Consider the following 25,317-nt stretch of genomic DNA (forward strand, 5'->3'; position numbering starts at 1 on the left):
GTCAGCGTCGCCGCCGTCGCGCGCCGCGCGGACCCTCTCGGCCGCCCGGCCAGCAGTCGGCAGGTCGCGGCGCCTCGCTGAGCAGACGGGGCGCCTGCACCAACGAGGGTCCGTACCACGTCAGTTGGCGACCGTCGACCAATGCGCAGGGCACGCCCCCGAAGGCCTCGGGACCGTCGTCGGCGGTGAAGCGGTACGGCTCGTCGGGCAGGACCACCAGATCCGGGTCCGCCGCCCTGAGCTCGGGAAGCGGGATGTGCGGGTAGCGGTCCTCGTGGCGCGCGTACACGTTGTCCACGCCCAGCCGGGCCAGCACGTCCCCGGCGAAGGTGTCCCGGCCGAGGACCATCCAGGGCCGCCGCCAGATCGGCACGATCGCGGTCGTACGGCGGTCGGGAGCCGGTAGCTCGGCCCACGCCGTCTCCGCCTCGTCGAGCCAGCGCGGCCGGTTCGCCGCCCCGCACACGGCCAGCACCCGCTCCAGTTCACGGAAGGCACCCGGCACATCCCGCACCTCGGTGACCAGTACGTCGATGCCCGCCTGACGCAAGGCCGTCAGGTCGGGCTCGCGGTTCTCCTCCCCGTTGGCGACCACCAGGTCGGGGGCGAGCCGCACGATGCCGTCGACCCGGGGATTCTTGGTGCCCCCGATCCGTACGACATCGAGATCCACGGGGTGGCTGCACCAGTCCGTCGCGCCGACCAGGGCACCGGGCACAGAGACGGCCACCGCCTCCGTGAGCGAGGGCACGAGCGACACGACGCGAGGCAGGGGGCGCGTCATGGCTGTACACCCCAAGTCGTAGTCAAGGAAGAGGAGTTGAAGGCGAAGGCGGGGTCGTCGAGAAGGCGCGGACATTGGTCCGGCTGCTCCTCCGTCAGGCCCTCCTCGACCAGTCGGCGGCCCAGCAGGCGGATGTCGACCTGGTGCAACCGGGTGCCCGGTGAGCCGCCGCCTCCGCCCAGCTCCGGGCAGCGCGTCCCGGGGCCGACACCCAGGTCGGCGAGGCGGGCGAAGGCAACCGGGTGGCAGCAGCTCTCCAGGGCCTCGAAGCGCCCGCCGGCGCGCTCGGAGGTGTCGTCGTAGGCGTAACCGGGGGTGCCGGACATGGCATCACTGAAGGCGCAACCGGGGGCGCCGGACATGGCATCACTGAAGGCGCAACCGGGGGTGCCGGACGTGGCATCACTGAAGGCGTAACCGGGGGTGCCGGGCATGGCGTCAGTATCGCAGTGCGGCTCGGCGAGCATCCGTCACGGAAGGGTCAGCACCACCCGAAGGTGTACTGGGCCTCAACGGAACGCTCGGTACCGCCCAGGGGTGTACCGGCTCTCATACGTTCGGGCCCTGCGAGCGTGGTCAGCGCCTGCCGTGCCGGTCCTCCACCGCGTCGATGTGGTCGGCGACCTCGACGACGATCACCCGGGTGTCCGGCACGGTCGCCCGCCACCGATGGCGTACACCGCCCGTCAGATACAGCGTGTCGCCGCGTCCGAGGCGATGAGCGCGACCCTCCGCCTCGACCTCGACGGCGCCGTCGGCCACGTACATCAACTTGTCGTTGCGGTGCTGGAGTTCGCGCCCCTCGTCGTGGTCGCCGGTGAACTCGGTGGCGTGCAACTGGTGGTGACCGCGCACCAGGGGGCGCACCCGGGCCTCGGGGGTGAAATCCGCGCCGTCCGCACGCACCACGTCGACGCTGCACGCCGGGTCGGCGGCGGCGAGCAGCTCGACCGCGGTGGTGCCGAGTGCGTCGGCGACTCTTTCCAGGGAGCTCCTGCTGGGCCGGGCCCGCTCGTTCTCGACCTGGCTGAGAAAGGGGACCGACAGGCCGCTGCGCTCGGCCACGACGGCGAGGGTGAGCTCCAGTGCCCGGCGCCGCCGCCGGACGGCCGCGCCCACCCGAAGGGGCTGTTCTTTGTGGTCGCCCATCGCTCCGGCTCCCTCCCTTGCGTCGTCGGTCCGCTGAATCTTCGGTTTCTTCGGTCCACTACTTCTGATGAGTTGTTTGCACCCTACGCATGTTCGGCAAACCGTTTCATGCACCCGTCACATCGCTGACACATCGAAGGAGCGCGAGGGTCACAGTTCTCGCCACTGCACGAGCTGCCCCGATTCCCCGGGCGCCGCCCCCTCGCGTGGCACGAAAGGGCTGACCAGGGGGGCCGGACGCCCGCCCGGATCGGTGAGCAGCGTCGCCGGCGGGCGGGCGAAGGCCCGGCTGCCCCCACGGATGCACGGCGTCAGCCGGTCGGGCCCGGCGTGCCAGGTCGTGAAGTATCCCAGCGTGGCGTGGAGTTGGCCGTCCGTGTCGCGCTCGGCCCAGTAGTGGCCGGTGAGTTCCACCGTGCCGTCGTGCACGGAGGTGATGTCCGGGGCGCCCCTCGGCGCAGCGCGGGAGGGTGCGCGGGGCGTGTACGCGCGGGTGGCGTCGCCCGACAGGAGGGCGCCGAGACGACGTAGCCGCGTACGGCGATGTGGTTGTCCGGATCCTGCTCGTACGCCAGTGCGCAGCCACCGGTCCCGTCGGGCGCGAGTGCGGCCCGGCTGGGAAGCAATCGGATGGCCCGGGGCGCGCCGGCCGGTTCCGCTTCACCGCACAGGAACGGCGGATTTCGCTGCACGGTGCGCGCTTCGCGCGCCTGCGTGGGCGGTCGGTTTCGAGACGGACCGCCCACGCACGCGTGGTCCTACTGCGGAGTCATCCGCTCCACCATGTCCGGGTGCTCCTTCAGCCACGCGGCGACGGCGTCCTCCTCGTGCCCCTGGCCGCGCTGCTTGATCTCGCTCTCCAGGCTGCCGAGTTCGGCCTCGCTCATCCTGAAGTTCTTGATCCACTTGGTGAGCTGCGGATACTGCTCGGGGAACTTCTTGCTGGAGATGGTCCGGATCGTGTTGCCCTCGCCGAACAGCTTCTTGTCGTCCGCGAGCTTGGTGAGCTTGTACTCGCTGTAGGCCCAGTGCGGGGACCACAGGACGACGGCGACCGGCTGCTTCTTGGCGTAGGCGCGCTTCAGCTCGGCCAGCATCGCGGGCGTGGAGCCGTCGACGACCTTGTAGTCCTTGTCCAGGCCGTAGCCCGGAAGCACCTTCGTCTTGAGGAGGTTCATCTCGCCGGTGCCCGGCTCGATGCCGATGATCTTCTCGCCGAAGGTGCCGGACTTGCCCTTGAGGTCGGCGAGGGACTTGACGTCCTTCACATACGAGGGCACGGCGATCTCCAGGGAGGTCGGCTGGTACCAAGTGCCGAGGTCTCTCAGGTCGTTCTTGTGCCGGTCCCAGTAGTTCGCCTGGGCGTAGGGCAGCCACGCGTCGAAGTTGAGGTCGAGGTCACCGGAGGCCAGACCCGTGTAGACGGGGCCGACGTCCATCTGCTTCAGGTTCAGCGTGTAGCCGCGCGGGGCCAGGACGTTCTTCCACAGGTAGGTGACGGCGACGTCCTCGTCCCAGGGGAACCAGGCGACGTCCAGCGCGCGCTTCGCCTCGGCCGGGGCGGCGGCCGCGGAGCCCTTGACCGGGGCCAGCTTGTCGACGACGCCGGGGTTCTTCTTCAGCCAGGCGCGCACGGCGTCCTGCTGCTTGCCCTTGCCGGCCTTGTTGATCTCGGCTTCCAGGCCGGTGAGTTGCTTCTCGGTCATCCTGAAGTCCTTGAGCCACTTCCCGACGACCGGATTGTCCTGGGCGAAGCCCTTGCGGGAGAGCGTGTGCACTCCGTCGCCCTTGCCCCAGGCGCCCTTCGGATCCTTGAGCTTCTTCAGCTTGTAGTCGCTGTACGCCCAGTGCGGCGACCACAGGGTGACGACGATCGGCTCCTGCTGGGCGTACGCGCGCTTCAGCTCGGCCAGCATGGCGGGCGTGGAGCTGTCGACGACCTTGTACTCCTTGTCGAGGCCGTACTCCTTGACGACCTTGTTCTTGAGCAGGCTCATCATTCCGGCGCTGGACTCGATGCCGGTGATCTTGCCGCCGAAGTCGCCGGCCTTGCCCTTGAGGTCCTCCAGGGAGTCGATGCCCTTCATGTACGCGGGCACGCTCAGCTCCAGCGAGGTCGGGCCGTACCAGGAGCCCAGGTCGTCGAGCTGCTTGCCGTACTTCTTCCAGTACTGCTCGTGCGTGGTCGGCAGCCAGGAATCCGTCTCGAAGTCGATGTCGCCCTGTGCGAGGGAGGTGTACAGCGGACCCGCGTCGAACTGCTTGGTGTCGACCTGGAAGCCGCGCTGCTCCAGGATCTCCTTCCACAGGAAGGTGGAGGCGACGCCTTCGTCCCACGGGATGTAGCCGATGGTGACCTTCTTGCCCTGGCCGACGTTCTCGCCGTCGGCCGCGGTGGACTCTCCGGCGGCGGAGCCGAAGATACCCATCCCGCCGGCGACCAGGGCGAGCACGACCACACCGACCATGGCCACGACGGGCCGGGGGCGGTAGGACCAGATCTTCAGGCCCTGCGCGGTGCGCTGCTTGACGGCGGCGCGGCGGCCAAGCGGGGAGACCTGGGTGCCCAGGGCGCTGGTCATGCGGTCCAGGTAGATGGCCAGGATGACGATGGCGACGCCCGCCTCGGAGCCGAGGCCGACGTTCAACTGGCCGATGGCCTCGTTGACGTCGCCGCCGAGGCCTCCGGTGCCGACCATGCCCGCGATGGCCGCCATGGACAGGCCCAGCATGATGACCTGGTTGACACCGGCCATGACGGTGGGCAGGGCCAGCGGGAGCTGGATGCGCAGCAGGGTGTTGCGGGGTGTGGTGCCGAACGCGTCGGCGGCCTCGACGAGTTCCTTGTCGACCTGGCGGATGCCGAGCTCGGTCATGCGGACGCCGGGGGCCAGCGCGAAGATGAGGGTGGCCACGATGCCGGCGGGGCCGCCGGTGCCGAAGAACAGGATCGCCGGGATGAGGTAGATCATCGCGGGCAGCGTCTGCATGAAGTCGAGTACTGGGCGGACGATGCTGCTGACCCGGTCTGAGCGCGCCGCCCAGATACCCACGGGCACGGAGACAACGAGCGCGATGATCGTCGCCACCAGGACGAGCGACAGGGTCACCATCGCGTCCTGCCACAGCTCGAGGGAGTCGATGAAGGCGAATCCCACGAAGGCGAGGACACCGGTGGAGGTGCCGCGCAGCCAGAACGCGATGACGGCGAAGATGCCCGCGAGGAGAAGCGGCTGCGGTGCCTGCAGGACGGCGTTGATGCCGTCGTAGGTGCCCTGGAAGATGGTCTTGAAGAAGTCGAAGAGCCACGCCATGTGGTTCAGCAGCCAGTCGACCGTGTCGTTGACCCAGTCGCCGAAGGGGATCCTAGGCACCGGCCTTCACCGCCTCGTCGCGCTGGTCGCGCGGGCTGGCACAGCCTTCGGGCGCGCCCTGCTCGTCGCCGAGGAAGCCGACGAGCCGCTGCCGCGGGACGACTCCGACGAGCTTGTGGGTCTTGTCGAGCACCGCGACCGGGTGCGACAGGCGGGCGCTGAGGGCGCACAGGTCCACGAAGGAGGTGCCGGGAGCGGCGGTCTCGCAGGAGCAGTCCGCCTCGTCGCCGCGTACGTCCGTGTCCATGACGGCACCGGCGGTCAGTCCGCGGGAGCGGTCGACGTCCCGGGTGAAGGAGGCGACGTAGTCGTTGGCCGGGCGGACCAGGATGTCCTCGGCGCTGCCGATCTGCACGATGCGGCCGTCGCGCATGACGGCGATGCGATCGCCCAGCCGCATCGCCTCGTTGAGGTCGTGCGTGATGAAGACGATGGTCTTCTTGAGCTTCTTCTGAAGCTCGATCAGCTGGTCCTGCATGTCCCGGCGGATCAGCGGGTCGAGCGCGCTGAAGGACTCGTCCATCAGCAGCAGATCGGCGTAGGTGGCGAGCGCGCGGGCCAGGCCCACGCGCTGCTGCATTCCGCCGGACAGTTCGTCGGGCCAGGACTTCTCCCAGCCCGCGAGCCCGGCCAGTTCGAGGGCCTTGGTGGCGCGTTCCCTGCGCTCGGCGCTCGGCACGCCCTGGACCTCCAGGCCGTACGCGGCGTTCTCCAGGACGCTGCGGTGCGGGAAGAGCGCGAAGTGCTGGAAGACCATGCTGATCTTCTTCGAGCGGACCTCGCGCAGTTCGCGGGCGCTGAGCGCGGTCAGGTCCTGGCCGTCGAAGCGCACCTGTCCGGCGGTCGGCTCCAGAAGTCCGTTGAGCATCCGCAGCAGCGTGGACTTGCCGGATCCGGACAGGCCCATGACGACGAAGATCTGGCCCGGCTCCACCGTGAAGGAGGCGTCGATCACCGCGGCGGTGGTGCCGTCAGCGCGCAGTTCCTCACGGTCGGCTCCTTGCCGGAGCCGTTCCACCGCCTGTTCCGGTCGTCTCCCGAACACCTTGTACAGATGCTCGGCCTCTAGCCTGGCTGACGCGTGTGCCTCTCGTTGGACGCTTGGACCGAGGCGAACGGTTGAATGAACAACAGGGTTCGCCCCGGTGCCGCGCCTGCCCCCGCTTACGCGGAGCAAACACAGGAGTGGTCGAGGTCACTGTCCATGGCGCATGTCGTCGTCGGTGGCGTAAGAGACGTCACTGTCAGTGGCGTACGGCATGATGCGATTCGTGACCCGACGCCTGATGCTCCTCGACTCCGCCTCGCTGTATTTCCGCGCCTATTTCGGCGTGCCGGAATCCGTGAAGGCCCCGGACGGCACACCTGTGAACGCCGTGCGCGGGCTGCTGGAATTCATCGACCGCCTGGTCAAGGATCACCGCCCCGACGACCTGGTGGCCTGCATGGACGCGGACTGGCGCCCGCAGTGGCGGGTCGACCTGATCCCCTCCTACAAGGCTCACCGGGTGGCCGAGGAGCACGAGGTGGGTCCGGACGAGGAGGAGGTGCCGGACACGCTGTCGCCGCAGGTGCCGATCATCGAGGACGTCCTGGACGCCCTCGGCATCGCGCGCGTGGGAGTCGAGGGGTACGAGGCGGACGATGTGATCGGCACGTTCACCGGGCGGGCCCCGGGCCCGGTCGACATCGTCACCGGCGACCGCGACCTCTACCAACTCGTGGACGACAAGCGGGGAGTGCGCGTCCTGTATCCCCTCAAAGGCGTCGGCACGCTCCAGCTCACCGACGAGGCCTGGCTGCGCGAGAAGTACGGCGTGGACGGCCCGGGTTACGCGGATCTGGCGCTGCTGCGCGGCGACCCGAGCGACGGCCTGCCCGGCGTACCCGGCATCGGCGAGAAGACGGCCGCCAAGCTGCTCGCCGAATTCGGCGACCTCGCCGGGATCATGGCCGCGGTCGACGACCCGAAGGCCAAGCTGACGCCTTCGCAGCGCAAGCGCCTCGACGAGTCGCGGCCGTACGTCGCGGTCGCGCCCAAGGTCGTCAAGGTCGCCGGTGACGTCCCCCTGCCGGACGTGGACACCGCGTTGCCGCACGCGCCGCACGATCCGGCCGCGTTGGACGAACTCGCCGTACGCTGGGGGTTGGGCGGCTCGCTGCAGCGGTTGCTCTCCACCCTGCGGGCATAGGTGAACTCTTCAGGCACAGGTAGTACCGCTGCACGCATAGGTCGCGCAGAGGGAAGGGTGCTAACTTAGGTAAGCCTAAGCATGTAAACCTGGAGGTTGTCATGGCAGAGCGCCCGGCACGCAAGCCCCGGAAGCCCCACTCCGCGCAGGTGGTGCGGACCGAGCGGCTGACTCCGCACATGCAGCGGGTCGTGCTGGGCGGCGACGGCCTGGCCGAATTCACCGCGGGCGGCAGCACCGACCATTATGTGAAGCTGTTGTTCGGCGCCGAGGGGGTCGCTTACCCCGAGCCCTTCGACATGCAGCGCATCCGCGAGGAGTTCCCGCGCGACCAGTGGCCCGTGACACGGACGTACACCGTGCGCGCCTGGGACCCCGAGGTGCGCGAGTTGACTCTGGACTTCGTGATTCACGGCGACGAGGGCCTGGCCGGTCCGTGGGCCGCCCGGGTCCAGCCGGGCGAGATCGTACGGTTCATGGGCCCCGGTGGTGCCTATGCGCCCGACGCCAGCGCCGACTGGCATCTGCTGGCCGGTGACGAGAGCGCGTTGCCCGCCATCGCGGCCGCCCTGGAGGCGCTGCCCGACGGCGCGGTGGCCCATGCCTTCGTCGAGGTCTCCGGCCCCGAGGAGGAGCAGAAGATCGACTCCGACGTGGACGTGCTCTGGCTGCACCGCGGGGACCGGCCCTTGGGCGAGGCCCTGGTCGAGGCCGTACGCGCCCTTGCGTTCCCCGAGGGCCGGGTGCACGCGTTCGTGCACGGCGAGGCCGGCTTCGTGAAGGAGCTGCGCCAACTGCTGCGGGTCGAGAGTGAGATCCCGCGCGAGGACCTGTCGATCTCCGGCTACTGGCGCCTCGGGCACAACGAGGACGGCTGGCAGGCGACGAAGCGGGAGTGGAACGCGCAGGTGGAGGCGGAGCAGGAAGCGTCCGCGTAGGCGCTTGGAGACCTGAGCAACAGGGGCGGCCACCTGCTCGGTGGCCGCCCCCAGGTCAACCGCCCGATGGCCGCCTCCTGGTCGACCGCCGCACGGCAGCCCCCTGGTCAACCACCCCGTGGCCGCCCCCTGGTCAACCGCCTTACACCGACCGCTGGTACGACCGGAACGTGCGGATCGACAGCCACACCGCCGCCACCGCGAGAGCGAGCAGCCCACCGCCCCTGCTGAAGACGTCACCCCGGTCGGGGTGGGCGGACAGCGCCGAACGGCCCGCCACCATGGCCCAGTTGAGCGGATTGAAGTCGGCGACGTGCCGCATCCATCCGGGCATCTGGGACGGGGCCATGAAGGCCGAGGACAGGAACGTCAGCGGCAGCAGCAGGAAGGTGTTGATGCCGATGATGGACTCCCGCTCCCGGACCAGCATGCCCAGCGCGTTGGAGAGCGCCCCGAAGATCGTGCCGAGCAGTACCGAGGCGACGATCAGGATCGCGACGCCGCCGAGCCCGCCCGGGTAGTCGGCGCCGCCGAGCAGCCCGAGCAGCACGATGATGACCGACTGCAACGCGGTGACCAGGCCGTTGTTGACGACATTGCCGTTCATCAGAGCCGCCCGGCTGACGGGCGTGGTCAGGAACCGGTTGAGCGTGCCCCGCTGGATCTCGTCGAGAGTGGTCATGCCCGCCCACATGTTGGAGCTGAGCGCGCTCATCACGACGACGCCCGGCACGAGGTAGTCGAGATACGAGGTGGTGCCGAAGCCGCCGAGGTCGACGACCTTCTTGAAGAGGTTGCCGAACAGGAACAGCCAGACCACCGGCTGGATCAGGGTGATCAGCAGGTACGCGGGCTGCCGTACGAACACCGTGAGTTGACGCTGGGTCATGTACCAGGTCTGGGAGACGGCGGTACTCATCGGGCACCTCCGGAGAGGACAAGGCGGTCGGCGCCTTCGGCTTCGGCCTCGGAGTAACGGCGGCCCGCATAGCGCAGATAGACGTCGTCGAGCGAGGGGCGGGCCACGGTGGCGGCGGCGACGCCGACCCCGGCGCGCTCGAGCGCCCCGAGCAGGGCGGGCACAGCGGCGGCCCCGTCGTCGGCGCGGACGCTGATGCGGCGGCCGTCGAACAGTGCCTCGTGCACGCCGGGCAGCCGTGTGAGGGCGCCGTTGAGCAGCGTACGACCGGCTTCGCCGACCGCGTCGCGCAGCTCCAAGTGGACGGCGTCGCCGCGGAGTTCACCCTTGAGGGCATCCAGGGTGCCCTCGACCACGACACGGCCGCGGTCGACGATCGCGATGCGCTCGGCGAGCCGGTCGGCCTCCTCGAGGTAGTGCGTGGTGAGTAGGATCGTCAGGCCCTCGTCGCCGGCGAGGCGGGCGATCTCGTCCCACATCGCGGTGCGCGCCTCGGGATCGAGACCGGTGGTCGGCTCGTCGAGGAAGAGCACCTCAGGGCGGTGGACCAGGCCGAGAGCCACGTCCATGCGCCGCCGCATCCCTCCGGAGTAGCCCTTGACCTGACGCTTTGCGGCGTCGGCGAGCTTGAAGCGGTCGAGGAGTTCGTCCACCCGGCGGTTCAGCCCGGCGCCCCTCAATCCGTAGAGCCTGCCCTGGAGTCGGAGGTTCTCCCGGCCGGTCGCCACCGGGTCGGCGCCCGAGCTCTGGGCGACCACCCCGATCGCGCGGCGCACCCGGTCCGGGTGGCGCAGCACGTCATGCCCCGCGACGGTGGCGGTACCCGAATCGGGACGGGCCAGGGTGGTGAGGATCTTGACGGTGGTGGACTTGCCTGCGCCGTTCGGACCGAGCAGTCCGAAGACGGTACCTGGCTCGACGGTGACGTCCATGCCGCTGAGCGCGGTGACGTCACCCGGGTAGGTCTTGATCAGCTGACGCGCCTCGACCGCGGGCGCACGGGTACTCATGACGACTGCTCTCCTGTGTGAGCGGTGATCTCGGGCAGGGCCGAGCCGATCCGCGTGAAGAGCGCCGGGCTATCCTGGGTGTGCCGCACCTCGATCGCCTGGAACTGCCTCACGGCGGATTCAGTTCGGGGTTCGAGACCCTGGCGGGGCTGCTGCAACAGCTCTGCCGGGGTCTTTCTCTGTTCGGCTACGGTCTCTCGACGTCGCCGTCCTCCGGTTTCCGGTATTCCTCGGGGACCTCCCCCGACTCGTTGAAGGTCCGCCACTCCTCGACTCCGGGAAACGTGCCCGCCGTGACCTCCGTCAGGAAGCCGCGCACCCACGCGGCCTCCGCCTCGATCATGTGCAGTTTGAACTCGGACTCGATCAGGAAGAGCCGGGGCAGCGTCTCGTAGAGCTTCTCCATGCCGCCGCGCAGGCTCGCGGCCCGCACCTCCAGCATGTTGAGACGCTCCGCCAGCAGGCGGGCCACCTCGTCGGGGTGGAGCACGCCCATCAGTGAGAGCGCGGCCTCGAAGATCGGATACTCCTGCGCCGGGACGGCGAGCAGGTCCGACAGCCACTCCGTGGCCTCTTCACGTCCGGCGTCCGTGATGCCGTAGAGGGTGCGCTCGGGGCGGTTGCCCTGCCGCTGCACCTCGGCGACCTCGACGAAGCCGTGCTTCTCCAGGTTCTGGACGACGGTGTAGAGCGAGCCGTAGTTGATCTTCAGGCTGGCGTCCTTGCCGCGACGGCGCAGGGTCTGGGCGATCTCGTACGGATGCATCGAGCGCTCGGTGAGCAGCACCATGACCGCGAGCGCCAGCGGATTGCTCAGCTTCCGGCGTTTCGTCGCCACGATGACCTCACCTCGCCCCCGAATATCCGTGGCCGAACATATCGCGTATCCAGAGTGAGAGTCAATACACACGATGTATCGCGTCCAAGCGCGGATGGCAAGGGCGTGAGGACTTAGGCCCGCCGTCGACATGGCCGCGTCACGCGAGCGAAACAGGGTCTCCCTAATTTCTGTCACCCGACAGGAATCCCACTCGGATCCCCCGCAGATCCCGCCCACCCTTCCGCGCCGAAGGCAGGTGCCGCCATGACCACCACCGCCCCTTCCGATGTACGCCCCGACCCGCCGGAGCCCTCCGGCGACCGCTCCCTGGCCGAGTTCGGCTACCGCCAGGAGCTGCATCGCAGCCTCGGCCGGTACGCCTCGTTCGCCGCCGGGTTCTCCTTCATCTCCGTCCTGACGACCGTCTTCCAGTTCTTCGCCTTCGGGTACGCGTTCGGGGGTCCGGTCTTCTTCTGGACCTGGCCGGCCGTGCTGGTGGGCCAGTTGCTGGTCGCCGCGTGCTTCGCGGAGCTGGCTGCGCGATATCCGCTCTCGGGCGCGATCTACCAGTGGTCGTCCCGTCTGTCGAACCTCTCGTTCGGCTGGTTCGCCGGGTGGATCATGGTGATCGGGCAGGTCGTGGTGGTCGCGGCCGCGGCGCTGGCGCTGCAGATGGTGCTGCCGGCGATCTGGTCCGGCTTCCAGCTGGTGGGCAGCGACCCGGCGCCCACAAGTGCGGACGGCGCGGCCAACGCGGCCGTGCTCGGCGTGATCCTGCTGGTCCTGACCACACTGGTCAACGTCGTCGACAACCGTGTGATGTCCGTGATCAACCGAGTCGGCGTGACCGCCGAGATCATCGGCGCGGTCCTGATCATCGTGCTTCTGCTCACGCATTCCGAGCGCTCCCCCGGCATCACCTTCCACACCGGCGAGGGCAGCACCGGCCTCTTCGGGGCGCTGATGGTGGGGTCGTTCATGGCCGCGTACGTGATGATCGGCTTCGACAGCGCGGGCGAGATGAGCGAGGAGACCCACAACCCCCGCCGTACCGCGCCCCGTACGATCCTCACCGCGCTCGGCGCGGCCGGCCTGCTCGGTGGGCTGATCGTCCTCGGCGGACTCCTGGCGGCACCCAGCCTCACGGACGGACACCTGGGTGTCGACGGGCTGAGCTACGTCCTGACCAGCAGCCTCGGCGACGGGGTCGGCCGTGCGCTGCTCGCCGACGTGGTGGTGGCCATCGCGGTGGCGACGCTGGCGATCCAGACGGCCGCCTGCCGCATGCTCTTCTCGATGGCCCGCGACAACCAGCTCCCCTTCTCCCACCGCCTCGCCAAGGTCAACCCGCGCACCGGCATGCCGAGCGCCCCCGCAATGGTCGTGGGCATCCTCGCCGCCGCCCTGCTGCTCCTCAACTTCGCCTCCCCGGACGCGTTCCTGGCGATCGGCACCACCTGCATCGTGATGCTGTATCTGGCGTACGCAATGGTGACCGGACCACTGCTGGTGCGCCGCCTGCGCGGTGAGTTCCCCGGCTCGGACGGCGTCGACGAGGAGGGCCGCCCCCTCTTCTCCCTCGGCCGCTGGGGTGTCCCCGTCAACGCGATCGCCCTCCTCTACGGCCTCTTCATGACCGTCAACCTCGCCTGGCCCCGCGCCGCGGTGTACGACCCGGCGGGCGGGCACTGGTACTTCCAGTGGTTCACCCTGCTGTTCCTGGGCGTGACGCTGGTCGCGGGCGCGGCGTACCGGGCGTACCGGGCGCGGGCAACGGTGGCCGAGGCACCTGCGTACGCCTGACCGGCAGTGGGCCTCGTACGCTTGACCAGGTGAGACGCAAGCCCCGGATCCCGCCCTCTCCCCTGCCGCAGCGCGACGGGGTCGACCCCGTGCGGATCAAGCTGCCGCAGGGCGGGGGCTGGGCCACCGTGCGCGAGCATCTGGTGGAGCGGCTCGCGGCGGGGGCCGGGGTGATCGACCGGATGATCGGCGAGGGGCTGATCATCGGGGAGGACGGGCGGCCGCTGAGCGCCGACGCGGCGTATGTGCCGGGGATGTTCGTGTGGTTCCACCGGGAGCTGCCGGACGAGGAGCGGGTGCCGTTCGCGCTCGACGTCGTGTACCGCGACGAGCACATCGTGGTGGCCGACAAGCCGCACTTCCTCGCCACCACCCCGCGCGGCAGCCATGTCGCGGAGACCGCTCTCGCCCGGCTGCGGCGGAAGCTGGACCTCCCGACGCTGGGCGCCGCGCACCGCCTGGACCGGCTCACCGCCGGACTGGTGCTGTTCACCGTACGGCCCGAGGAACGCGGCGCGTACCAGTCGCTGTTCCGCGACAAGCTCGTCGGCAAGGAGTACGAGGCTGTGGCCGCGTACGACGCGGAGCTGGACCTGCCGCGTACGGTCCGCAGCCGGATCGTGAAGGAGCGCGGGGTGCTGGCCGCCCGGGAGGTGGCGGGCGAGGCCAACGCGGTCAGCCGGGTCGAGCTGCGCGGCCACCGCGACGGAGTGGGGCGCTATCGGCTGACGCCCAGCACCGGGCAGACCCATCAACTCCGGGTCCACATGAGCGCGTTGGGCGTGCCCATTCTCGGCGATCCGCTCTACCCGGTGGTGACCGGCCCCGTGCCGGTCGGTGACTTCCGGCGTCCGCTGCAACTGCTGGCGCGGGTGCTGGAGTTCACCGATCCGGTCACGGGGCACGCGCACCGGTTCGTCAGCGAGCGGGAGTTGGCGGCCTGGGCCTCGTACGACGCGTGGACGTCCCGCGACGCATAGCGACCACCTGGCACGTGGGCGTCCCGCGACGCCTAGCCACCGCCTGGCACGCGGGCGTCCCGCCCCGCCTAGCCACCACGCGACACCCTGGGTGTCCCGCGACAGGTAGCGACCACCTGGCACGTGGGCGTCCCGCCGCGCCTAGCCACCGCCGGGCACCTTGGACGTCCCGCGACGCGGAGGCACTCTCTGACACACAGGCACCCCCTGACGCGTGCGCGTCGTACCGCCGCCGAGGCCGCGGCAGCTCCCGCCGAAGTGGCCCGCGGCCCTCGCCGCGCAGCGCCGGTCAGTAACCGCGCCACCAACGCAGGAAGCGCTGCCAGGCGCCGGGACGGCGGGCGGGCTCCGGTGTCGGCGCGGGCTGGGGGGCCACCGGCTGCGGCGCGGGCGCGACCGGCTCGGCCCTATCCGTGGTGACCTGCCAGTTCGGCCGCTGGCGCGGCACCGCGTTGACGGCGGGACGCTGCATCACGTCCTGCGGCGGCTTCGGCACGAACCGCACGGGAAGCTCCACCAGGTGGCGCGACGACAACGACGCACGCCAGCGCAACTCGCTCTCGTCGCAGTCGAGTTCGACATCCGGCAGGCGCAACAGAAGTGCGTCGACGCCGACATCGGCGATGGCACGGCCGATGTCCTGACCGGGGCACTCGTGCGGACCGCCGCCGAAGGCGAGGTGGGAGCGGTTGCCCTGCATGTTGGCGGCGAGGTCGGGGCGGACCCGCGGGTCGACGTTGCCCGGCGCGATCGCGAAGAGCAGTCCGTCGCCCTTGCGGATGCGCCGACCGCCCAACTCCGTTTCCTGCTTGGCGAAGTAGCCGAGGACGGCGCTGAACGGCGGCTCGTCCCACAGGGACTGCTCGACCGCCTCGGGCACCGTCATCTGGCCGCCGTTCAGCTGGGCGCGGAAGCGCGGGTCGGTGAGCACCATGCGCAGCACGTTGGCGATGAGATTGGCCGTGGCCTCGTACGCGGCGAGCAGGACGAGCCGCAGATGCTGGGCGACCTCGTCGTCGGTGAGCCCGGCCGGGTGGTTGATGAGATGGCTGGTGAAGTCGTCCTCGGGCCTGGCGCGGCGCCGGGTGGTGAGCTGCATCAGCACACTCATGACGTACTCGTTGCTGGCGATCGCGGTCTCGGTGCCCTTGAGCAGGTCGCGGGTGGCGTGCACCATGCGGTCGTTGTAGTCCTCGGGCATGCCGAGGATCTCGCAGAGCACGGCCATGGGCAGATGCTCGGCGAACTGGCCGACCAGGTCGGCCTTGCCGATCTCGCAGATCTGGTTGACCAGCCGCTGCGTCGAACGGTTGATGTGGCGCCGCAGGCTGCGGAAGTCGATGGTCGTCATGGCGCCGGTGACCGCCCCGCGCAGCCGCAGATGTTCGTCGCCCTCGGCGTGCGAGCAGATGGGCTGCCAGGCGATGAGGGGCATCAGCGGGTTGTCGGGCGCCACCGTGCCGTCCTGGACCGCGGTCCACAGGCGGCTGTCGCGCGCGAAGTGCGAGGGGGTGCTCACCATGTGCAGGTTCTCGCCGTGGCCGAGCACCACCCAGATCGGCACGTCGTCATGGAGCAGCAGGGGGGCGACGGCGCCGTGTTCGGCACGGAGTTTCTCGTACAGGGCTCCCAGGTCCTCCGCCTCGGGTCCGTACAGGCGGTGCAGCCCGCCGGGACCGAGGCCGTGGGCGGGGCAGCCGGGCGGCGGGCCGAGCGTGGGGTCGTCCGTACCGGTCGGGGAGTGGGATTCAGGCGTCACGGTGATCGCTCCGAAACTGAAATGGATCCGGTTCATGGGGAGTTGGCGTAGGTGCTGCTGTCGGTCGCGGGCTCAGGCGCGCGCCTGGGACATGGCCAGCTGGTGCAGGAAGCGCATCAGCGTCATCAGGACGTCCCGGCTGGAGGCCCTGCGGCGCGCGTCGCACTTCACGATGGGGATCTCCGCGGACAGGTCGAGCGCGGTCCGCAGGTCCTCGATCGGATAACGGGGCGCGTCCGGGAAGTCGTTTATGGCGACGACGAACGGCACACCGCGCTCCTCCAGGCGGCCGATCACGTCGAAGCTGACCTCCAGACGGCGGGTGTCGATCAGCACGACCGCGCCGAGCGCGCCCTCGAAGAGGCCGTTCCACAGGAACCAGAAGCGCTCCTGCCCGGGCGTACCGAACAGATAGAGCACCAGCTGTTCGGTGAGGGAGATGCGGCCGAAGTCCATGGCGACGGTGGTGGCCGTCTTGGTCTCGGAACCGTAGTTGTCGTCGACTCCGATGCCGGCCTGCGTCATGGTCTCTTCGGTGGTCAGCGGCCTGATCTCGCTGACGGAGCCCACCATGGTCGTCTTGCCGACCCCGAAGCCGCCCACGATCACGATCTTCACCGCCGCCTGTGCGGTGTGCGGCAGATGATCCTCGGCGCGAGGGCCCGTGATGGTGTCAGAGCTTTTGAAGTCCATGCATCACCGCTTCGAGGAGGGAACGGTCGGGGAGCGCCGAGCGGACGATCGGGGCGCGCGCCTGTACCAGTTCGGCCGCCAGCAGCTCGGTGAGCAGGACGGTCACCACGCTGAACGGCAGGTTGAGATAGGCCGAGAGCTCGGCCACGGACAGAGGGGCCTTGCAGAGCCGCAGCAGCGCCGACTGCTCCGGCTGGGTGGCGGGCGGCGGCGCGGCGGCGCGCGCCACGATTAACGTGACCAGGTCGATGTCGGCCCGATCGCCGCCCTCTCCTCCGCCCGTGAGGACATACAGCCGCCCGGGGTCCTTCGGGTTGTCCTGGCCCTCCGGAGCGGGACCCGCTTTGAGGGGCTCCGGGGGTTCTTCTTCCTTGGGGTAGCGCCGCCGGCGTTGCGGAGGAGTCATACGGTCTGCCCGTTGCGCCGCGGCGGACTCGTCAGATGGGCGCCGATCCGTACGACGAGGTCACGCATGCGGTTGCTCATCAACCCCGGCTCCGCGGTCTGGTTGGCGAGCACCGCGAGATAGGCGTTGGGTCCCGCGGACATCAGATAGAAGTACCCGCCGTTGATCTCGATGATGACCATCCGCATCCGGCCGTCACTGCGGGGGATCTCGCTCGCGACGGCTCCGGCCAGGCTCTGCAGGCCCGCGCAGGCCGCGGCGACCCGGTCGGCGGCGTCCGGATCCCCGCCGTAGCGGGCGATGCGCAAGCCGTCGGCGGAGAGCACCACGATCTGCTGGATGCCCGGTACGCCGTCGGCGAGCTCCTTGAGCATCCAGTCGAAGTTGGCTCGCTGCTGGATCACTTGAGGTCCCCCTCGTCGTCGGCCTCGGCAGGGGCCGGCTCGTTGTTCCTGGTGAATGCGGTCGGGTCCGGGTCACCCTTGAGTCCGTTCATGAACGCCTCGACCCACAGCCCCGGTTCGGGTTCCTTCTCCTCCGGGACGGGCTCGGGTGACCATGCGGAGGCCGCAGCGGCCTTGGCCTCGGCAGCCTCCGCCTCGGCCCGGGCGGCCTCGGCGAACCGCTGGCTGAGCGGGACCTTGACCCGGCTGCGGCGCTGCGGCAGCCCGTTGGCCGTCCATTCCGTGACGGTGGGGACGTCGTCCTCCATGGCCTCGCCCATCGGGGCCGAGATCCGGGGACCGGTGGTCGGGCGGCGCTTCTTGGGCTTGCGCGCGGGACCCTCGACGCCGCCGGTGTCGACACCCGTGACGGAGGGCGCGCCGACGCCGTGCGCGAGACCCGGAGCCGGGCCGGTGGTGAGCATGTCGCGGGGCGCGATGAGGACGGCTCGGACGCCGCCGTACGCGGACTGCCGCAGGGAGATCTGCATGTTGTACATCTGCGCGAGTCGGCCGACGACCGCCATGCCGAGCCGTGGGGCCTGGCCCATGACGTTCGGGTCGACGCCGGCCGCGGCCAGTCGGAGCAGCTCCTCGATCTTTCCGCGTGCCTCGTCGCTGAGGCTGACGCCGCCGTCCTCGATCTCGATGGCGACGCCGGTCTGCACCTCGATAGCGGTGACGTGCACCTTGGTGTGCGGCGGCGAGTAGCGCGTGGCGTTGTCGAGGAGCTCGGCCAGGGCATGGATGAGCGGTTCGACGGACACGCCCTTGACGGCGACATCGACGATGTTGTGCAGCTCGATGCGGCGGTACTCGAGGATCCGGGACATCGCGCCGCGCAACACGCTGAACAGCGGTACGGGCTGCGGCCATTGGCGTCCGGGACGGCCGCCGCCGAGGACCGCGATGGAGTCGGCGAGGCGGCCGATCAGCGCGGTGCCGTGGTCGATACGCAGCAGGTCGTCGAAGACCTCGGGGTTGCGCCCGTGGTCCTCCTCCATCTCGCGCAGTTCGTTGTTCTGCTGGTGGACGATGGCCTGGACGCGCCGGGCGATGTTGACGAAGGAGCGCTGCGCCGCGTCGCGCATCGACTCCTCGGTGTCGATGATCTTGAGCAGCGTCTTCAGCAGATCGCGCTGCGACTCGGGGATTCCGCCGTGGTCCGGGTTGTCGCGGCCCAGGGTGCGGATCACCTCCGCGGGCGAATCGCCGCCGCGCAGCTGGTCGAGCGCGGCGGGCAGGACGTCCTCGTGCAGGTACACGATGTCCTGGTCGTGGGCGGTGATGCGCTGTTCCAAGGAAGCGGTGCGTCGCGCGAGTTCGGTGCGCAGGTCGCGGGCGATGCGGCCGCGGCGTACGGCTTCGGCGCCGATCACGACGACCAGGAGCGTCGCGATGCCGCCGCACCAGCCGACGGCGGCCCGGGCCGGGTCGGTCACGACGGCGACGGCGGCTCCGGTCGCCGCGGCCATCAGTATGGCCGGCAGCAACAGCACGCGCGCGTAGGGAAGTTCACGGCCGCCGGGAGGCGATTGAACACTCACCATGTATGCCCTCTGAGACAAATCGGCTGGGGGGTCGGGGGAGGTTGCGGGGGAAACGGCATGGTCAAACTGAATCTTCGGAACTTTTGGGAACAAGCGCACGAATACACCTCAACTCGGTGCGCTGCGGGCGAGCTTAGTCCGACCGGATCATCGCTGTGTCATATTCAGCAAGCACCTGAAATCGCCCTGGCGACAGGAGTACCCTCGGCCCCATTTACACGCTGAGGCTTCATTCGCACACGGTGCGTGACAGCGCACGGGCATATGAAAGCCACCCCTCGGAGGGGTGAAAACTCCGGAAACTCGGGCCGGACTCCACTCGAATTGCGGTTTCGGACTCCGGCTCGGACCGCGGTCGGACTCCGGCTCTGACTGCGATCGAATTCCGGCTCGGACTCCGGCTCGGACTTCGGCTCAGATCCCGGCGATCCGCAGCGCCGCGTCCGCCGTCGCCTCGGCGAACGCCGACACCGGCCGGTCCGGATCGGAGCGGTGCACGAGGATGACTCCCTCGATCAGCCCGAACAGCAGATCCGTCCGCAGATCCAGCTCACTCTTGGCGAGCGCGCCCCCCGCCGCCGTCGCCGCGAGCAACTGCCGGTAGGCGTCCTTGAGTTCGGCCCGTACGGCATGGAAGCCCGCGAAGCGTTCGGTGCGCACCTCGGGCAGCAGATAGAGCCCGCCGAGGTTGTGCGGGCCGCCGCAGAGCAGCTCCACATCCGTACGGCACAGCTCCCACAGTCGGCGCTCCGCCGGGGTCGCGTCGTCCGCGAGGAGCTCGCGGGCGAAGGTCAGCGACGGCGTGACCGTGGACTCCAGGAGTTCGGCGAGCAGCTCTTCCTTGCCGGAGACGTAGTGGTACATGGATGCCTGACGCATGCCGGCCCGCTCGGCGACAGCACGGGTGGTCGTCGCGGCGTAGCCGTGCGTGGTGAACAACTCGGCGGCGGCGTCGAGCAGTTCGGCGCGCGGGGTCAGCCCGCTGTCCGGCCGCTGCGCTGCGCGCGGTCGGCCGACGCGCCGTCCACCACCGGTTCCCATGCGTTCGATCCTAGTGCCCCGGCAGGCAACGTTTGCCCGTCAAGGAGCGGCGTCCGGTGCGTGCTCCGGGGGTCCCCCCGGCCGAAGGCTGGGGGAGTGCCGGCCGGAAGTCCTCGTACTTGGATGTACTTGGGCTTTCGGCCGGTGCGGCGAGTGGGGGCACCTCCCACGCCCTTGAGGCAGTGGGGGAGCGTGCCGGGCGTCGCGACGGGGCGAACGTTGCCTGCTGGGGCACTAGCTGCGGGTCCGCCGTGGCTGGTCGTGCTCGCGCGGCGGAGCCGCATGGTGTCACAGCCCCGCGCCCCTTTGGGGCGCGGGCCGGCGCCCCCCGTGAGGGATCGGTAACCGCACTGCAATGCACGGGCAACGGCTCCGACCCCCTGGGCTCCTAATTTCTGTCGGGCGACAGAAATGACCCGAGCCGTCAACAGCCGGAGGTCCCGCGATGGCGACAGCCACCACTTACGGAGCCCGCGACCATGCCCGATCCCAGGAGGGCACCCGCGCCGAGGCCATGCCCGTCGTCCCGGCGAACGCCTGGCCGGCACCGCCTTGCGAGGCGGGCCACCTGGTGTGGGCGGAGACGGTGGCGGGCGGCAACTACACACACAAGGTGCTGGCTCGCGGCACCGAGCTGCGGCTGACCGACCTGCGCGGCGACGCGTGCGCGCACCTCCTGCTGTACGTCGCCGACCGCCCCTGGGAGCGCCTGACCGTGGCGGACACGGTCAAGGTCCAGTGGAACGCCTACCTGGGCGAGGGGCAGCTGCTCCTGTCCGACCAGGGCCGGGTGCTGGCCTCGGTGATCGCCGACACCTCCGGGCGGCACGACGCGCTGTGCGGCACCTCCACGCTCGTACGGAACACCCAGCGGTACGGGGACGGGACGCCGCAGTCCCCCTCCCCGGCCGGCCGCGAGCTGTTCAAGCTGGCCGCCGCCAAGAACGGTCTGGAACCGCGTGATCTGCCGCCCTCGCTCTCCTTCTTCCAGGGCGTGGAGGTCCGCGACGACGGCTCGCTGGACTTCACCGGCTCGGCCGGGCCCGGCGGCAGCGTGACCCTGCGCGCCGAGCAGGACGTGACCGTGCTGATCGCGAACGTGCCGCACCCGGCCGATCCCCGGCCGGAGTACGTGAGCACCCCGCTGGAGGCGCTGGCCTGGCGCTCGGAGGCGACCAAGCCGGGCGACCCGCTGTGGGAGGCGACGCCCGAGGGCCGCCGCGCGTTCCTGAACACCGCCGAATTCCTTGCCGCGAGGGGGATCGCATGACCCGCACCGTCGTTCCGGCCCGGGCCGCCTGGTCGGCCGTCGTCCGCACCGGCGAGACGCTCACCGTCACCGATCTGCACGGCAACCAGGCCGTCGACTTCCTGGTGTACGACGCCCACGACACCGCCGTCCGCTACAGCGCGCCCGACACGATCCACGCGCAGGGCAACCTCTTCCTGACCACCGGCAGTGTGCTCATGTCCAACGAGCACACCCCGCTGATGACCGTCCTGGCGGACGAGGTCGGCCGGCACGACACGGTCGGCGGCGCCTGCTCCAAGGAGTCGAACACGCTGCGGTACGGGCATCACACCTGGTCCCAGCACGCCTGCGTCGACAACTTCCTCGCGGAGGGCGCCAAGTACGGCCTGGGCAAGCGCGATCTCGTCTCGAACATCAACTGGTACATGAACGTGCCGGTCGAGAAGGACGGCACCCTCGGCATCGTCGACGGCATCTCGGCCCCGGGGCTCAGGCTCACCCTGCGCGCCGAGCACGACGTGATCGTGCTGGTCTCCAACTGCCCGCAGATCAACAACCCGTGCAACGGCTTCGAGCCGACCGCCGTGGAGATGACCATCGGAGCGCCGGAATGACCTTCGACACGCTGCTCGTCGCCAACCGGGGCGAGATCGCGGTGCGGATCATCCGGACGGCACACGAACTCGGCCTGCGCACGGTCGCCGTGTACTCCGACCCCGACCGCTCCGCACCCCACGTCCGGCTCGCCGACGAGGCCGTACGGCTGGGACCCGCGCCCGCGAAGGAGTCGTACCTCGACGCCGACCTGGTCCTGAAGGCGGCCAAGGACACCGGTGCTGGGGCGATCCACCCCGGGTACGGCTTCCTGTCCGAGGACGCGGCGTTCGCGCGGCGCTGCGAGGACGCCGGGATCGTGTTCGTGGGGCCGACTCCGGAGCAGCTGGAGCTGTTCGGCGCGAAGCACACGGCGCGGGCGGCGGCGGAGGCGGCGGGAGTACCGCTGGCGCCGGGTACGGGGCTCCTGCCCGGCCTTCCGGAAGCTCTGGAAGCCGCCGACCGCATCGGCTATCCGGTCATGCTCAAGGCCACCGGCGGTGGCGGCGGCATCGGTATGTCGGCATGTCGCTCCGCCGATGCGTTGACCGAGGCCTGGGAGCGGGTGCAGCGCATCGCCGCGGCCTCCTTCTCCTCGGCGGGGGTCTTCCTGGAGCGCCTGGTCGAGCACGCCCGCCATGTCGAGGTGCAGGTCTTCGGCGACGGCCGGGGCCGTGTCGTCACCTTCGGCGACCGCGACTGCTCGCTCCAGCGCCGCAACCAGAAGGTGCTGGAGGAGGCTCCGGCCCCGGGGCTGCCCCCGCGCGTCCGCGACCAACTCACCGCCTCGGCACGTGACTTGTGCGCCTTCGTGGACTACCGCTCGGCCGGAACCGTCGAGTTCGTCTACGACGCCGCCCACGAGGAGGCCTACTTCCTGGAGGTCAACACCCGCCTCCAGGTGGAGCATCCGGTCACCGAGGAGATCTACGGCGTCGACCTCGTCGCCTGGATGCTGCGGCTTGCGCGCGGGGAATCGGATGTCGTACGGGACCCGGGGGCGCCCCGCGGTCACGCCGTCGAGGCCCGCGTGTACGCCGAGGACCCCTCGCGCGAACACCGTCCGAGCGCGGGCCTGTTGACACGGGTCGAGTTCCCCGGCGGTGTCCGCGTGGACGGCTGGGTCGAGACGGGCACCGAGGTGACCACGTCGTACGACCCGATGCTCGCGAAGGTCATCGCGTACGGCCCGGACCGGGCGCACGCTCTGGAACGCCTCGACGAGGCGCTGGCCAGGACCCGGGTCGACGGCATCGAGACGAACCTGGGACTGGTGCGGGCGGCACTCGCGGAGGAGTCCTTCCGGGCGGCAACGCACTCGACGGTGACGCTGGCCGGGATCACCGACCCGACGGCGCGCATCGAGGTCGTCGCCGGCGGGACCCTCACCACCGTGCAGGACTGGCCCGGCCGTACCGGCTACTGGCAGGTGGGCGTGCCACCGTGCGGCCCGATGGACGACCTGTCCTTCCGGCTCGGCAACCGGGCGCTCGGCAACCACGAGGGCGCGCCGGGGCTCGAGTGCACCTTGCAGGGACCGACACTGCGGTTCACCCACGCCACGACCGTGTGCGTCAGCGGTGCTCCCGCGCCGGTCACGGTGGACGGCGCGCCGGTCGCCCAGTGGGAACCGGTGGCGGTGCCCGCGGGAGCCGTACTGGAGGTGGGCGCCCCCGCCGAGCACGGTCTGCGCACCTATGTGCTGTTCGCGGGCGGCGGCCTGGACGCGCCGGTGTTCCTCGGCAGCGCGGCCACGTTCACGCTGGGCCGGTTCGGCGGCCACGGGGGGCGGTCACTGCGGACCGGGGACGTGCTGCACGGCGGGTCGGTGACGGACCACGGGGCGCCCGTGCCCGTGGGCGATCGGCCCGTGTTCACGTCCGAATGGCGGGTCGGCGCCCTCGAAGGCCCGCACGCGGCACCGGAGTTCTTCACCGAGGACGACATCCACGACTTCTACGCCGCCGGCTGGAAGGTCCACTTCAACTCGGCGCGCACGGGGGTACGGCTGGTCGGGCCGAAGCCCCGCTGGGCGCGTACGGACGGCGGCGAGGCGGGTCTGCACCCGTCCAACATCCACGACACGCCCTACTCGGTGGGCGCGGTCGACTACACCGGCGACATGCCGGTGCTGCTCGGCCCGGACGGTCCCTCGCTCGGCGGCTTCGTCTGCCCGGCGACGGTCGTCAGTACGGAGCGCTGGAAGCTCGGGCAGTTCCGTCCCGGTGACACCGTGCGCTTCGCGCCGCTCGCCGAGGACGGCTCGGCGCGGCCCCCGATCGTGGACGGCGGGGTGCTGGCACGCGACGGCGACGTGACCTTCCGCCGCAGCGGCGACGACAACCTGCTGGTCGAATTCGGCCCCATGCAGCTGGACCTGGCCCTGCGGATGCGCGTCCACGCGCTGATGGAGGCGATCGCCGAGGCGGATCTCGACGGCGTCACGGACCTGACACCCGGCATTCGCTCCCTGCAGATCCAGACGGACCCGCGCAGGCTTCCGCAGCGCGCGCTCCTCACCACCGTCAGGGCCATCGCCGCGGCGCTCCCTGACTCCGACCAGCTGGTGGTCCCCTCCCGCACGGTCCACCTTCCGCTCTCCTGGGACGATCCGGCCACCCGCGAGGCGATCGCCCGCTACATGGCGGGCGTCCGCGACGACGCGCCCTGGTGCCCGTGGAACATCGAGTTCATCCGCCGTGTGAACGGCCTGGACGCGGTGGAGGACGTGTACCGGACGGTCTTCGACGCGGAGTACCTCGTCCTGGGCCTGGGCGACGTGTACCTGGGCGCCCCGGTGGCGACACCGCTGGATCCGCGCCACCGTCTGGTCACCACCAAGTACAACCCGGCGCGCACCTGGACTGCCGAGAACTCGGTCGGCATCGGCGGCGCCTACCTCTGCATCTACGGCATGGAGGGGCCCGGCGGATACCAGTTCGTCGGCCGCACGACCCAGGTCTGGTCGGGCTGGCAGCAGCGCGGTGCGTTCGAGCCGGGCTCGCCGTGGCTGCTGCGCTTCTTCGACCGCATCAAGTGGTACCCGGTGTCGCCCGAGGAACTGTTGCAGCTGCGGGCCGACATCACCTCGGGCCGGTTCGTCCCCCGGATCGAGGAGGGCGAGTTCTCACTCGCCGAGTACGAGGCCTTCCTCGCCGAGAACGCCGACCCCATCGCGGAGTTCCGGTCCCGGCAGGGCGCCGCCTTCTCGACGGAACGGGATGCCTGGGAGGCAGCGGGCGAGTTCGCACGGGCAGCGGCGGCGACCGCGCCGGCCGTGCCCCCCGTGGAGGTCCCGGTACCCGAGGGCGGCCGCCTGATCGAGGCCGAATTCGCGGCGTCGGTATGGCAGCTGAACGTGCGAACGGGCGACGCGGTGACGGCCGGCCAGCCCCTCCTCGCCCTGGAGGCGATGAAGATGGAGTCGAGGGTGTCCGCCCCGATGAACGGCATCGTGAAGGAGATCCTCGCCAGGCCGGGCGACCAGGTGGAAGCGGGCACGGCCCTGATGGTCCTCGCGCCGACGGGACCAGCAGTGCCTTGAAAACCCGCCCGGTGGTCTGTGACCAGGCGTTTCGCAAGGGCGGAACGGGTGGGCAAAGACCACACA

General features: G+C 70.2%; 22 protein-coding genes. 7 read left to right on the forward strand and 15 right to left on the reverse strand.

Annotated elements, in window-relative coordinates; genetic code table 11:
* Nucleotide 1: 1 nt before the first annotated feature.
* The 6 genes from OG390_RS10185 to OG390_RS10210 all read right to left on the reverse strand — a co-directional run bounded on the left by OG390_RS10185 (nt 2) and on the right by OG390_RS10210 (nt 6,325).
* Nucleotides 2–784, reverse strand: coding sequence for a helical backbone metal receptor (locus OG390_RS10185; RefSeq protein WP_406166815.1), 783 nt, complete (start codon nt 782–784; stop codon nt 2–4).
* Nucleotides 781–1,218 (reverse strand): hypothetical protein, encoded by a 438-nt coding sequence (locus tag OG390_RS10190; RefSeq protein WP_406166817.1) that lies wholly within the window; start codon nt 1,216–1,218, stop codon nt 781–783. Before OG390_RS10190 ends, OG390_RS10185 begins: the two co-directional genes overlap by 4 nt.
* 142 nt (nt 1,219–1,360) lie before the next feature.
* On the reverse strand, nt 1,361–1,933 hold the full coding sequence (locus tag OG390_RS10195; RefSeq protein WP_399076570.1) for a helix-turn-helix domain-containing protein: 573 nt from the start codon (nt 1,931–1,933) through the stop codon (nt 1,361–1,363).
* Nucleotides 1,934–2,083: 150 nt separating this feature from the next.
* Nucleotides 2,084–2,362, reverse strand: a complete 279-nt coding sequence (locus OG390_RS10200) for a hypothetical protein (RefSeq protein WP_406166820.1) — start codon at nt 2,360–2,362, stop codon at nt 2,084–2,086.
* A 329-nt stretch (nt 2,363–2,691) separates the two neighbouring features.
* The gene (locus OG390_RS10205) at nt 2,692–5,307 is read right to left on the reverse strand and encodes an ABC transporter permease/substrate binding protein (RefSeq protein WP_406166822.1); all 2,616 of its coding nucleotides are present in this window, start codon (nt 5,305–5,307) and stop codon (nt 2,692–2,694) included.
* Nucleotides 5,300–6,325, reverse strand: coding sequence for a glycine betaine/L-proline ABC transporter ATP-binding protein (locus OG390_RS10210; protein WP_406166824.1), 1,026 nt, complete (start codon nt 6,323–6,325; stop codon nt 5,300–5,302). Before OG390_RS10210 ends, OG390_RS10205 begins: the two co-directional genes overlap by 8 nt.
* A 244-nt stretch (nt 6,326–6,569) precedes the next feature.
* Between OG390_RS10210 and OG390_RS10215 the strand changes: the two genes are divergently transcribed.
* Nucleotides 6,570–7,499 (forward strand): 5'-3' exonuclease H3TH domain-containing protein, encoded by a 930-nt coding sequence (locus OG390_RS10215; protein WP_406177598.1) that lies wholly within the window; start codon nt 6,570–6,572, stop codon nt 7,497–7,499.
* 101 nt (nt 7,500–7,600) lie between these two features.
* Nucleotides 7,601–8,437, forward strand: coding sequence for a siderophore-interacting protein (locus OG390_RS10220; RefSeq protein ID WP_406166826.1), 837 nt, complete (start codon nt 7,601–7,603; stop codon nt 8,435–8,437).
* Between the two features lie 142 nt (nt 8,438–8,579).
* On the opposite strand, the gene OG390_RS10225 is transcribed toward OG390_RS10220, so the two are convergent.
* The 3 genes from OG390_RS10225 to OG390_RS10235 form a co-directional block, all read right to left on the reverse strand.
* Nucleotides 8,580–9,356: an ABC transporter permease gene (locus tag OG390_RS10225; RefSeq protein WP_406166828.1), complete on the reverse strand. Its 777-nt coding sequence runs from the start codon at nt 9,354–9,356 to the stop codon at nt 8,580–8,582.
* On the reverse strand, nt 9,353–10,366 hold the full coding sequence (locus OG390_RS10230) for an ATP-binding cassette domain-containing protein (protein ID WP_406166829.1): 1,014 nt from the start codon (nt 10,364–10,366) through the stop codon (nt 9,353–9,355). Before OG390_RS10230 ends, OG390_RS10225 begins: the two co-directional genes overlap by 4 nt.
* Before the next feature lie 187 nt (nt 10,367–10,553).
* Nucleotides 10,554–11,204: a PadR family transcriptional regulator gene (locus tag OG390_RS10235; RefSeq protein ID WP_406166831.1), complete on the reverse strand. Its 651-nt coding sequence runs from the start codon at nt 11,202–11,204 to the stop codon at nt 10,554–10,556.
* Between the two features lie 246 nt (nt 11,205–11,450).
* Between OG390_RS10235 and OG390_RS10240 the strand changes: the two genes are divergently transcribed.
* Nucleotides 11,451–12,989, forward strand: coding sequence for an amino acid permease (locus tag OG390_RS10240; protein WP_406166833.1), 1,539 nt, complete (start codon nt 11,451–11,453; stop codon nt 12,987–12,989).
* Between the two features lie 29 nt (nt 12,990–13,018).
* A complete protein-coding gene (locus tag OG390_RS10245) occupies nt 13,019–13,969 on the forward strand; it encodes an RluA family pseudouridine synthase (RefSeq protein ID WP_406166835.1) in 951 nt (316 codons plus the stop codon).
* Nucleotides 13,970–14,258: 289 nt separating this feature from the next.
* On the opposite strand, the gene OG390_RS10250 is transcribed toward OG390_RS10245, so the two are convergent.
* From OG390_RS10250 to OG390_RS10275, 6 genes are all read right to left on the reverse strand, one after another.
* Nucleotides 14,259–15,728 (reverse strand): cytochrome P450, encoded by a 1,470-nt coding sequence (locus OG390_RS10250; RefSeq protein WP_406166837.1) that lies wholly within the window; start codon nt 15,726–15,728, stop codon nt 14,259–14,261.
* A 72-nt stretch (nt 15,729–15,800) separates the two neighbouring features.
* On the reverse strand, nt 15,801–16,421 hold the full coding sequence (locus tag OG390_RS10255; RefSeq protein WP_406166839.1) for a GTP-binding protein: 621 nt from the start codon (nt 16,419–16,421) through the stop codon (nt 15,801–15,803).
* Nucleotides 16,402–16,827 (reverse strand): DUF742 domain-containing protein, encoded by a 426-nt coding sequence (locus tag OG390_RS10260; RefSeq protein WP_406166841.1) that lies wholly within the window; start codon nt 16,825–16,827, stop codon nt 16,402–16,404. Before OG390_RS10260 ends, OG390_RS10255 begins: the two co-directional genes overlap by 20 nt.
* Nucleotides 16,824–17,231, reverse strand: coding sequence for a roadblock/LC7 domain-containing protein (locus OG390_RS10265; protein ID WP_369245368.1), 408 nt, complete (start codon nt 17,229–17,231; stop codon nt 16,824–16,826). The genes OG390_RS10260 and OG390_RS10265 overlap by 4 nt, the downstream gene beginning before the upstream one ends.
* Nucleotides 17,228–18,820, reverse strand: a complete 1,593-nt coding sequence (locus tag OG390_RS10270; RefSeq protein ID WP_406166843.1) for a sensor histidine kinase — start codon at nt 18,818–18,820, stop codon at nt 17,228–17,230. Before OG390_RS10270 ends, OG390_RS10265 begins: the two co-directional genes overlap by 4 nt.
* 414 nt (nt 18,821–19,234) lie before the next feature.
* Nucleotides 19,235–19,861, reverse strand: a complete 627-nt coding sequence (locus OG390_RS10275; protein ID WP_406166844.1) for a TetR/AcrR family transcriptional regulator — start codon at nt 19,859–19,861, stop codon at nt 19,235–19,237.
* Between the two features lie 445 nt (nt 19,862–20,306).
* Between OG390_RS10275 and OG390_RS10280 the strand changes: the two genes are divergently transcribed.
* Genes OG390_RS10280 through OG390_RS10290 form a run of 3 tightly spaced genes read left to right on the forward strand, consistent with a single transcriptional unit; the run spans nt 20,307 to nt 25,251 of the window.
* Nucleotides 20,307–21,131 (forward strand): urea amidolyase associated protein UAAP1, encoded by an 825-nt coding sequence (locus OG390_RS10280; protein ID WP_406166846.1) that lies wholly within the window; start codon nt 20,307–20,309, stop codon nt 21,129–21,131.
* Nucleotides 21,128–21,727, forward strand: a complete 600-nt coding sequence (locus tag OG390_RS10285) for an urea amidolyase associated protein UAAP2 (RefSeq protein ID WP_406166848.1) — start codon at nt 21,128–21,130, stop codon at nt 21,725–21,727. Before OG390_RS10280 ends, OG390_RS10285 begins: the two co-directional genes overlap by 4 nt.
* The gene (locus OG390_RS10290; RefSeq protein ID WP_406166849.1) at nt 21,724–25,251 is read left to right on the forward strand and encodes a 5-oxoprolinase/urea amidolyase family protein; all 3,528 of its coding nucleotides are present in this window, start codon (nt 21,724–21,726) and stop codon (nt 25,249–25,251) included. Before OG390_RS10285 ends, OG390_RS10290 begins: the two co-directional genes overlap by 4 nt.
* The last annotated feature ends 66 nt before the right edge of the window (nt 25,252–25,317 follow it).

This window comes from Streptomyces sp. NBC_00996 (genome assembly GCF_045162675.1).
Lineage (GTDB): Bacteria > Actinomycetota > Actinomycetes > Streptomycetales > Streptomycetaceae > Streptomyces.

Bases quoted from the DNA above. Each gene is read 5' to 3' on its own strand.
- OG390_RS10220 (WP_406166826.1), top strand. From the start codon at position 7,601: ATGGCAGAGCGCCCGGCACGCAAGCCCCGGAAGCCCCACTCCGCGCAG.
- OG390_RS10190 (WP_406166817.1), bottom strand. From the start codon at position 1,218: ATGCCCGGCACCCCCGGTTACGCCTTCAGTGATGCCACGTCCGGCACC.
- OG390_RS10255 (WP_406166839.1), bottom strand. From the start codon at position 16,421: ATGGACTTCAAAAGCTCTGACACCATCACGGGCCCTCGCGCCGAGGAT.
- OG390_RS10185 (WP_406166815.1), bottom strand. From the start codon at position 784: ATGACGCGCCCCCTGCCTCGCGTCGTGTCGCTCGTGCCCTCGCTCACG.
- OG390_RS10240 (WP_406166833.1), top strand. From the start codon at position 11,451: ATGACCACCACCGCCCCTTCCGATGTACGCCCCGACCCGCCGGAGCCC.
- OG390_RS10290 (WP_406166849.1), top strand. From the start codon at position 21,724: ATGACCTTCGACACGCTGCTCGTCGCCAACCGGGGCGAGATCGCGGTG.
- OG390_RS10275 (WP_406166844.1), bottom strand. From the start codon at position 19,861: ATGGGAACCGGTGGTGGACGGCGCGTCGGCCGACCGCGCGCAGCGCAG.
- OG390_RS10280 (WP_406166846.1), top strand. From the start codon at position 20,307: ATGGCGACAGCCACCACTTACGGAGCCCGCGACCATGCCCGATCCCAG.
- OG390_RS10195 (WP_399076570.1), bottom strand. From the start codon at position 1,933: ATGGGCGACCACAAAGAACAGCCCCTTCGGGTGGGCGCGGCCGTCCGG.
- OG390_RS10225 (WP_406166828.1), bottom strand. From the start codon at position 9,356: ATGAGTACCGCCGTCTCCCAGACCTGGTACATGACCCAGCGTCAACTC.
- OG390_RS10270 (WP_406166843.1), bottom strand. From the start codon at position 18,820: ATGGTGAGTGTTCAATCGCCTCCCGGCGGCCGTGAACTTCCCTACGCG.
- OG390_RS10215 (WP_406177598.1), top strand. From the start codon at position 6,570: ATGCGATTCGTGACCCGACGCCTGATGCTCCTCGACTCCGCCTCGCTG.
- OG390_RS10230 (WP_406166829.1), bottom strand. From the start codon at position 10,366: ATGAGTACCCGTGCGCCCGCGGTCGAGGCGCGTCAGCTGATCAAGACC.
- OG390_RS10285 (WP_406166848.1), top strand. From the start codon at position 21,128: ATGACCCGCACCGTCGTTCCGGCCCGGGCCGCCTGGTCGGCCGTCGTC.
- OG390_RS10260 (WP_406166841.1), bottom strand. From the start codon at position 16,827: ATGACTCCTCCGCAACGCCGGCGGCGCTACCCCAAGGAAGAAGAACCC.